The organism is Paenibacillus sp. TAF43_2, assembly GCF_052113545.1.
GTDB lineage: Bacteria > Bacillota > Bacilli > Paenibacillales > Paenibacillaceae > Pristimantibacillus.
The window spans coordinates 1-9,159 of the sequence record NZ_JBFRDK010000215.1 but is presented as its reverse complement, the minus strand read 5'-3'; the positions used below and the strand labels follow the sequence as shown (position 1 = coordinate 9,159).

General features: G+C 41.9%; 10 protein-coding genes and 1 pseudogene. 9 read left to right on the top strand and 2 right to left on the bottom strand.

The annotated features are described in order from the left end of the window. Positions 1 to 418: pseudogene (locus AB4Z17_RS29215) on the bottom strand (sugar phosphate isomerase/epimerase family protein); the annotation flags it as partial. A 224-nt stretch (positions 419 to 642) separates the two neighbouring features. Here AB4Z17_RS29215 and AB4Z17_RS29210 point away from each other — a divergent pair. From AB4Z17_RS29210 to AB4Z17_RS29200, 3 genes are all read left to right on the top strand, one after another. Further along, the gene (locus AB4Z17_RS29210) at positions 643 to 699 is read left to right on the top strand and encodes a histidine kinase dimerization/phospho-acceptor domain-containing protein (RefSeq protein WP_441963752.1); all 57 of its coding nucleotides are present in this window, start codon (positions 643 to 645) and stop codon (positions 697 to 699) included. Continuing rightward, positions 700 to 1,308 (top strand): sensor histidine kinase, encoded by a 609-nt coding sequence (locus AB4Z17_RS29205; protein WP_441963750.1) that lies wholly within the window; start codon positions 700 to 702, stop codon positions 1,306 to 1,308. 82 nt (positions 1,309 to 1,390) lie between these two features. Beyond that, a complete protein-coding gene (locus AB4Z17_RS29200) occupies positions 1,391 to 1,819 on the top strand; it encodes a GNAT family N-acetyltransferase (RefSeq protein ID WP_441907584.1) in 429 nt (142 codons plus the stop codon). A gap of 48 nt (positions 1,820 to 1,867) precedes the next feature. On the opposite strand, the gene AB4Z17_RS29195 is transcribed toward AB4Z17_RS29200, so the two are convergent. After that, a complete protein-coding gene (locus AB4Z17_RS29195; protein WP_441963748.1) occupies positions 1,868 to 2,668 on the bottom strand; it encodes an AraC family transcriptional regulator in 801 nt (266 codons plus the stop codon). A 184-nt stretch (positions 2,669 to 2,852) separates the two neighbouring features. Between AB4Z17_RS29195 and AB4Z17_RS29190 the strand changes: the two genes are divergently transcribed. The 6 genes from AB4Z17_RS29190 (at position 2,853) to AB4Z17_RS29165 (ending at position 8,910) form a co-directional block, all read left to right on the top strand. Further along, positions 2,853 to 3,857, top strand: a complete 1,005-nt coding sequence (locus AB4Z17_RS29190) for an aldo/keto reductase (RefSeq protein WP_441963746.1) — start codon at positions 2,853 to 2,855, stop codon at positions 3,855 to 3,857. Positions 3,858 to 4,146: 289 nt separating this feature from the next. Next, the gene (locus AB4Z17_RS29185) at positions 4,147 to 5,223 is read left to right on the top strand and encodes a D-alanine--D-alanine ligase family protein (RefSeq protein ID WP_441963744.1); all 1,077 of its coding nucleotides are present in this window, start codon (positions 4,147 to 4,149) and stop codon (positions 5,221 to 5,223) included. A gap of 5 nt (positions 5,224 to 5,228) precedes the next feature. Further along, complete coding sequence (alr, locus tag AB4Z17_RS29180; protein ID WP_441963742.1) at positions 5,229 to 6,401, top strand: alanine racemase; 1,173 nt, start codon at positions 5,229 to 5,231, stop codon at positions 6,399 to 6,401. Next, the gene (locus tag AB4Z17_RS29175) at positions 6,353 to 7,204 is read left to right on the top strand and encodes a D-alanyl-D-alanine carboxypeptidase family protein (protein WP_441963740.1); all 852 of its coding nucleotides are present in this window, start codon (positions 6,353 to 6,355) and stop codon (positions 7,202 to 7,204) included. The genes alr and AB4Z17_RS29175 overlap by 49 nt, the downstream gene beginning before the upstream one ends. Then, positions 7,194 to 8,219 carry an acyltransferase family protein gene (locus tag AB4Z17_RS29170; RefSeq protein ID WP_441963738.1) on the top strand — a complete coding sequence of 342 codons (1,026 nt, stop codon included), beginning with the start codon at positions 7,194 to 7,196 and terminating at the stop codon, positions 8,217 to 8,219. Before AB4Z17_RS29175 ends, AB4Z17_RS29170 begins: the two co-directional genes overlap by 11 nt. Positions 8,220 to 8,556: 337 nt before the next feature. Then, positions 8,557 to 8,910, top strand: a complete 354-nt coding sequence (locus tag AB4Z17_RS29165; RefSeq protein ID WP_441963736.1) for a zinc ribbon domain-containing protein — start codon at positions 8,557 to 8,559, stop codon at positions 8,908 to 8,910. Positions 8,911 to 9,159: the final 249 nt, after the last annotated feature.

The window sequence follows — 9,159 nt, the reverse complement described above, 5'->3', positions numbered from 1 at the left end:
CATCATCACTAGGTGAAGCTTCACCAGCAATGACACGAATTTGTTTAGCTCCACTTTTTGAAGCAATATCGATCCAATTCTGAATGAAACTAAGATCTGCTGTTCTTTTAGCCGCATCAACTGTTGTTATGTCGCCATAGTCGAGCAGCAAGGTATCAAACTTAATCGCAGCATTTTCGAAAGAGAGGCGAAGCTGCTCAAGATAAGCTGGTTCTGTTGAAGGGAAATGAAAATGGCAAACTTCAAGCGCTTGATAACCTCTAGCAGCTGCTTCAGCTGGAAGGTCTAGCAAAGCCGTTAGCTGCGGTTGTTCTTGTACACGCGTTTGATGAGTATTCGTTTCGGTATCCCATACCGTCCAGTGAAGAGGTCCAAGATTGCGATGTAAGCTCCATGTGCTAATTGATAGATATGACACTATATATCCCGCCTTTACAATTTTATTTAGTCCTAAGGCTAGCATAGCACGCAGCAAGCCGAAAAAAAGCTTCGCTTTTGGCATATTACTCCTCTAGTTGGTCATTTTTGTGGGATATTGAAGTTAAAGAATGAATGCTCTTCAGAATAAATTCATATTTATCCTCGCATTATCCGMACAATTTCTTGTTAGCATGAGGAAAAGAAGCGAGGGAGTGACCAACAATAATTTCGCATGATTTGCGGACTCCGCTTACGAGCATTATCGGTTATTTAGATTAATTGAAATCACATGCCTCTCAAGATCCAAGTGAACAAGAGCGATTTATAGACAATGCTTTCCATAAGACGCAGCAGCTTAAGAAATTGATCGATGATTTGTTTGAATATACACGTCTGACTGGCGGAGATCACAACTTCATTAGGCAATCCGTCGATATCAACAAACTAGTAGAGCAGCTTATTATTGAATTTGAGCCTGTTGCTGCCGAGCAGGGAATCATTGTGTTAAAAAGCTTTTGTGCAAGACCGATATGCGTGGAGAGTGATACCCAGAAAATAGTCAGAGCAATTGACAATCTTTTAATCAATGCGCTCAAATATTCGATCAAACCGAGTGTGATGACGGTAAAAGCAACAGCCTCGAACGATATATTTCGGTTAACCATTGAAAATGAAGGAGTACCGATTAATCCTCATGAGGAAGCGCAATTGTTTAATCGTTTTTTCAAGCGGGAGTCAAATGATATTCGCAGCTCTATGCCAGCTGGTACAGGTCTTGGACTTACCATTGCCAAACAAATAGTAGAGATGCATGGAGGAGAAATCGGCGTTGTTCATGACAACGGTCATTATATTTTTTGGATTGAAATGCCGATAAGTTTTGGCTAATTAGCAAATTAGCATTATAATAAACATAGAGGCTGAATAGTCGCAGTTTTATAGAGATTTCTTTATGGAAGGAAAGAGAAAGATGGAAACAAAACGGATTACGACAGATGAGCAATTGGAAGAGGCGTACCTGATTCGAAAAACAGTCTTCGTCAAAGAGCAAGGTGTTGCGGAGGAAGTAGAGCTTGATGAATACGATGCAATCGCTGATCATGTTCTTGTATATTACGAGAATGTACCTGTTGGAACGGGCAGAGTGCGGATCGTCGATGATATGGCAAAAATAGAGCGGATTTGCGTTTTGGCTTCACACCGCATGCATAAACTCGGCAAAGCAATTATGGACGAGCTTGAGTTGATCGCACGTGAAAAGGGGCTTAAGAAAGCGAAGCTGCATGGACAAGTTCAAGCAGCAGCTTTTTATGAGAAGCAAGGTTATGAGGTAGCATCCACCGTCTTTATGGAAGAGAATATTCCACATGTTAAGATGGTTAAAGATTTATCACATTAAATAATAATGATGAAGAGAGCCTGCTCATGCAAGCTCTCTTTTTTTGAATCAGACAATTTCTTTGCGATAATGACTGGGAGATATCCCTTTCACTTTTTTGAACATTTTCGAGAAGAGAAGAGGGTCGTTATAGCCGACGGAGTGGGAAATATCAGATACCGAAAGCTGTTGATTGTTCATGAGATCACAAGCTTTATCCATTCGATAATGCAATAAGTAGGTTTGCGGCGATTGATTTACTATTTCCTTAAATAAGGCGGATAAGTATATGCGGTCTATGCCAATGAGTCTGGCCAGCTCAGTAATGCTTACTTTGGTGTAGTAATTCATTTTGATATAATCGATCGCTTTGCGAACATAAACATCCTTTGCTTTAGGCAAATAACCGATTTGATTAGGGGCAGTCAGCATATCGATCCAATCCGAAATAAGGCGATAGAGCAGGCTATGAACGACAAGACCGCTGTTTTTTTCAAGTTCCCCTGCATCATTAAACTGTTCTAACCAAGGCTCAAACCAATTTGCTGGAGCATACGAGAATGAAGGTGCCGTTTTGCTTAAGTGGACCTGTTCAAGTAAACCGTCAACACATGTTCCTTGAAAAGCAATCCACGAATAGACCCACGGATCTTGAAGATCCGCCTTCATATGGCATATCGTATTTGGAAATACCATAAAGCCTTGTCCTTTTTTTAAGGCATATGTTTTTCCGTTAATCTGATAGGTGCCTTTGCCTTCATGAATAAATAAAATTTTGTAATGATCCTTAACGCCGGGTCCCCAGCTATAGCCAGCTTCGCAGAACTGCTTCCCATGATAATAATAGACCAGATCATAATGCTCGCACATTCGTTGTCACTTCCTCAATTGTAGCTATTCAATATATTACATTATGACATATATGACTTGCATGTGGACATTCCGTATTGCAGCAAAATTAAGCTATACTTTAAAAGCAATGATGTTTGCAAGTAATCATTATAGCATGTTTCAAACAACGAAATCATTCTAAAAACAAAGGGGAATATGATAAATGCCTTATGCTGCTGATTCATCACGTTATTCCGATATGTTGTATAAACGCGCAGGCAAAAGTGGAATTAAGCTGCCTGCGATATCCCTTGGTCTGTGGCAAAATTTCGGCGGCAATCAACCGCTTGAAAATTCACGTGCGATGCTGTTAAAAGCGTTCGATCTTGGCATTAATCATTTTGACCTAGCGAACAATTATGGACCGCCTGCCGGCTCTGCTGAAGAAACGTTCGGAGCGGTATACAAGAAGGATTTGGCTCCCTATCGCGATGAGCTTCTAATTTCAACTAAAGCGGGCTATTACATGTGGGAAGGTCCATACGGCGAATGGGGTTCACGCAAAAACTTGCTTTCCAGCTTGGATCGCAGCTTAACGAGAATGGGACTTGATTATGTCGATATATTTTATTCCCATCGTCCTGATCCAGAAACGCCGCTTGAGGAAACAATGGGCGCGTTAGACCATGCGGTAAGACAGGGCAAAGCTTTATATGTTGGTTTATCCAACTACAGTGCGGAGCAGACAAGCGCTGCTGTGAAAATTTTGAAGCAGCTAGGGACGCCTTGCCTGATTCATCAGCCGAATTACTCCATGCTGAACCGTTGGATTGAAGATGGTTTGCAGGATGTACTTTCTGAGAATGGCATAGGCTCGATCGCTTATTGCCCGCTTGGAAGAGGACAGCTGACGAATAAATATGTCGATAAAATCGAAGCGGAATCGAGTGCAGCTTCCAGCACGATGAAACCAGAAGCGATCACGGCAGAGCGGGTTCAAAAATTCCGCAGCCTAGAGCAGCTAGCGGCAAGAAGAGGACAAACCTTATCCCAATTGGCACTGACTTGGGCACTGCGCGAAGGTGGAGTCACATCTGCTTTGATCGGTGTCAGCCGCGTAAGCCAGATTGAAGAGAATGTAAAGGCACTAGAGAGTGCTCCACTGACAGCTGAGGAATTAGCCCAGATCGACGCTATTATGCACAATATTGGAGATATTCCATGGTAATACCCAGCCCAGGCGCATACGCCTGGGTTTTTCTTTGTTTTAAACGCTGTAAATAACCCCAGAAGCAGGAAATGATACGTGTTTTGTGGAAATAAACGAAGGAAATCAAACCTACTGCAAGGGCGAGATTTGCAGGAGCTTGCTAGCGCAATTGATCCAGCGGGCAAATAAACCTTATAAACAATTTATGGAATCTTAAGCTTTAATTAAACTTTACTTACAAGCCTCTTAACGATTGATTGTTATCTTTAGTAATAGATAACAAGTCGATTTTGGGAGGTTTTTTTTTATGCAAACAAAACTATATGTCCTATACGGCGGCAAATCCGTCGAGCATGAGGTTTCATTAAAAACAGCATACACCGTTATTCAATCCATAGATGATTCTAAATTTGAAGTATTCCCCATTTACATTACGCGAGAAGGACTATGGTGTACGCCTGACAAGTTAAATCAAGAAGGACTTCAATTAACCGATCTTATAGCTTTGCCAAAGCTTAGGAGTGAAGCCGAGTCCATCGGACAGGTTTTAATGAGTCAATTCGCATTGCCAGGAAAAAAAGTTGTCTTGCCGCTGCTGCATGGCTCATATGGAGAGGATGGAACCGTACAAGGGCTGTTGGAATTGCTTAATGTTCCTTATGTTGGGAATGGTGTATTATCCTCAGCGCTTACACTGGACAAAGCCATCTCAAAGCAGCTATTAGAGCAAGCAGGCATTCATCAGGTCGAGTACCGTGTTTATCGATATGATCAATGGCTCGAAGATCATTCAAAGGTACTTCAAATGGCAGAGGAGACCATTGGTTATCCTTGTTATGTGAAGCCAGCCTCACTTGGATCAAGCATCGGCATCAGCAGATGCCACGACAAACAAGAGCTGGTTGCTGGCATTACCGAAGCATTTAAGTATGACAACAAAATTGTGCTTGAGCGTGAAGTAATAGGCAGAGAGATTCAAGTGGCTGTTATGGGTAATGAGAAGCCGCTTGCCTCACTGCCAGGCGAATTCATCCATGACCATGTCTTCTTCGATTTCGAGTCCAAATACTTGGATAAGCAGCTAAAGATGTCGATTCCAGCGCATCTATCCGAAGAAATCACGTCGCAAATTAGGCAGCTAGCCATCAAAGCATACCATACTCATAACTGCTCGGGTCTTGCACGGGTAGACTTTTTCTTAGATGGCAAGGGACAGTTGTATTTGAATGAAATCAATGCACTGCCTGGCTTTACGAATTACAGCATGTATCCGGTCATGTGGGAGCGGACGAATGGAACTCGATATTCGGAGCTTGTCGAGAAATTAATTGATTATGCTATCATGCGTCATGCTGAAAAACAATCGATTCAGTACACGAGGTGACCGATATGCTTAGAGATACTTGGGCAGACATTCATTTGAATCATATTCAAGACAATCTAATACAGATTCGCGAAACGCTGCCAAACCATGTCAAGCTGATGGCTGTTGTGAAAGCAAATGGCTACGGACATGGCGATCTTGAATCTGCGCATATGGCTGAACAAGCAGGCGCTGATGTTCTGGCTGTTGCTTATTTAGAGGAAGCGCTCCGCCTTAGATCCTATGGCATGAAGCTGCCTATCCTTATTTTGACACCAATAGACGCTGAATATGTACACTTAGCCATCGAGAATGATTTGATGTTAACCGTTACAAATGCCACATGGTTTAAGGAAATGAGAAAATACAAACCGACTGCATCTGCCAAGAAGCTTCTTATCCATGTGAAAGTGGATACGGGGCTCGGGAGAATTGGTATTCAGTCAAAAGAAGAGTGGGACAAGCTTGTGCCATGGCTAAAAGCGCCAGATATCGAAGTGGATGGATTTTACACTCATTTTGCGACTGCAGGCAAAGCAGATACGACATTTCTTGAACTGCAAACAAGCCGCTTTATGGAGATGATAGAATGGAGCAAAAAGTCCGGTCTCCGTATTCGTCTTTATCATTGTGCGGGAAGCGCAGCAGCACTCCGATTTCCTAATCTTGCAATGGATATGGTACGCATAGGGGCAGCGATGTACGGCTTTTATCCAGAAAAGCTTGTGCAATCTGTGAAGCTCAAGCCTGTTTTGAGCTTGCACAGCAAGCTCATACAAGTAAAGAAGCTGCGCAAAGATGAGTACCTAGGATACGACAATTCCTATCAGGCAGAAGAAGAGCAATGGATTGGCACAGTTCCGATTGGATATGCAGACGGCTGGTCACAAAGCATGCAAAATTCCGAGGTGCTGGTCAACGGACAACGGGCAAAAGTCGTCGGCAAAATATGTATGGATCAGCTCATGGTCAAGCTGCCAGGACCTTGTGCGGAAGGAACACTGGTGACTTTAATCGGACGTCAGGGAGCAGAAGAGATCACATTTGCAGAGCTAGCCGCCCATATTGGGAGCGTAGCACAGGAAATTTCAACATCGCTAACAGCTAGAGTAACAAGGAAATACAAGGACGTAGAGGAGGCTTGGACGAATTGGGGCAACAAAACCAAATTGAAACCATTCAAGAAAGCGGTTATGTAAAGCATACAGCTGTTCAAGTTAGTCGTGCAGAAATTTATGAAGGACATCTGGTATTGGTTAATCAAGCCAACCCTATAAAACAGTCCATTTCACTCGACAAGCTGATCCCTCTTCATACTAATCCAGATATAAAATTGCGGGAGGAAGGTTTGTTACTAGAGAAAACATGCTTGCAGCATTTCAATATACTTCTAAATGAATCTCAAGCCATGAATGATATTATTGCAGTTAGCGCTTATCGCTCGAGAGAGGAGCAGGAGCAGATCTATGAAACCTCTCTAGTGGAAAATGGAGACGAGTATACCGCTTGTTATGTGGCTTTGCCAGGTCATAGCGAGCACCAAACGGGACTTGCCATCGATGTTGGGAAAATAGATGAGCATGTCGACTTTATTGCGCCATCTTTTCCAGATAGCGGCATCTACATGGCATTTAAGCAGCTTGCTGCAAAAAATGGCTTTATTCAGCGGTACAAAGCAGGAAAAGAGGCTATTACAAACATCTCTTGTGAGCCATGGCATTTTCGTTATGTCGGTTATCCTCATGCCGAAATTATGGAGCAGCATGATTTTTGCTTGGAGGAGTACATCGATTTTGTCCGAAAATTTACTTATGGCGGGAATTATCTCACCGTAGAAACGGATAGCATGCTCGTGCAGATTTATTATGTGCCGGCAGAGGATGGACCTTCCACGACTGTTCCCATCCTAAATGGTGATCTATATCGAATATCAGGAAATAATAGGGATGGTTTTATCGTTACGGCTTTTACTGGAAAAGGGCAAAGATCACATGGTCTCTAAACCCAATTATAGCGGGCTCGACTGGCTTAAATTTATAGCGGCCCTATTCGTTATTGCCAATCACACCAGTCCGCTGCTCTCGTATAACGAATATTTTGACTTTCTATTCAGCGGAATCATCTCGCGATTAGCGGTGCCTATATTTTTTATGTCAACGGGCTTCTTTTTCTTCCGAAAGCTGACAGGAGATAAAGCTAAAGATCAAAAAGCGTTGTTCATGTATTTAAAGAAAATCGGAATCTTATATCTGATCGCTATCTTGTTGTACATTCCTTTGAATATGTACAAAGGTGATTTTTCTACTCATTTTACCTTTGGTTCCTTTATAAGAGACATTGTTTTTGACGGTACGTTTTATCATCTATGGTATCTGCCTGCGCTAATCATTGGACTCGTTCTTACGTATTATTTGCATCAGAAAATGTCGCTTTCCATGCTGCTCGTTGTTGGTTTGTTGCTCTATATAGTAGGACTCTTCGGAGATAGTTATTATGGAATTACGGAAAACATAGCTGTTCTAAAACATTTCTATGAATGGCTGTTTCAATTTTTTGATTACACACGCAATGGTTTATTCTATGCACCGATTTATCTCATATTAGGCATCTGGGCAGCAAAACGTCCACAGCCTGCTAGAAAGCCGATAACCTATGCGGGTTTGTTTCTGATTTCGTTAGCACTAATGATAGCCGAAGCATCCCTTCTGAAAGCAATACAATTTCCGCGGCATGACAGTATGTACGTATTTGCATGGCCAGCAACCTATTTCTTGTTCCACTGGGCGATATCCTGGAAAGGCCGGTCTGGAAAAGCATTTAGGGAGTGGCGAGTATGGATTTATATATTGCATCCTATCGCTATCGTACTCGTTCGAGGAGCAGCTGAATTCGTGAAGCTGGAAGCTTTATTCATTACAAATAGCCTCATTCATTTTGTCGCTGTATGTCTTGCATCTATCGTTATGGCAGCACTCGCCGTACGAATATCCGTCATAAAATTTAAGTTTCGACCATAGATATGATAATGGGAGATGTTCGTTAAGCAAATGAACGAGAGGAGAAGCCGCAGCGAAGGAGCATTACATGCAGCTGGGAGGGATTGCAATGAGTAACGAACTGCTCATTCAACTACTCGTGCTTATCGTAATGATCATCGATATGGCTAACCGATCCAAAGATTCGTAACGTTAAAAGGCAAAACATCGAAAGTGGTGTTTTGCCTTTTTTTTCGTGTTTGTATGAAAGGAGAGGAAAAGACAGGGCAGCAACGAATATGTTTACATGTTGAGAAAATATGAATCGTTCCCTTAAGCTTACGTTTTGAGAACGTATTAGATAGGAAGGAGCAACGCCATGATTGAATGTCCTTGGTGCGGCAGCAGCGTTATACTCGAGCATAATTGTTGTCCGGAATGTAAACAAGAGGTTCTTGATGAGCATTTAGATTCCTTTGTTGATGAGCAAGAGAATGAGCTTGAAGAAACAGATCTCGAGCTGGATGAGTATGATATAAACAACAGCATTGCGAATTCATTCAAATGCACAAAATGTAATCATAATGAATGCGATATTAATGAATTGGCTATGACAGGTGCGGGATTAAGCAAGCTTCTAAACATTCAATATCAACATTATTTATTTGTTTCTTGCATGCAATGCGGATTCGTTGAAATATATGACCCTACGATTATAAGACGACACAATTGATGCAATTTCAAATTCAGCTTTAATAGAAACATACAAAGAATTTAGCTTGAAGGAACGTTTTGATTCATTCATGCTTAAAAGGTTAACAGGAGGATTTTCTAGTGAAATACGAAGTTATTTTGTTTGATGCTGACGATACCTTATTTGATTATTCTTTAGCAGAGGCGCATGCCCTTAAAAGTGTTTTCTTGGAGTTTCAAGTTGACCTTTTACAATCACATATCGATCTCTATCGCTCAGTTAATCAGC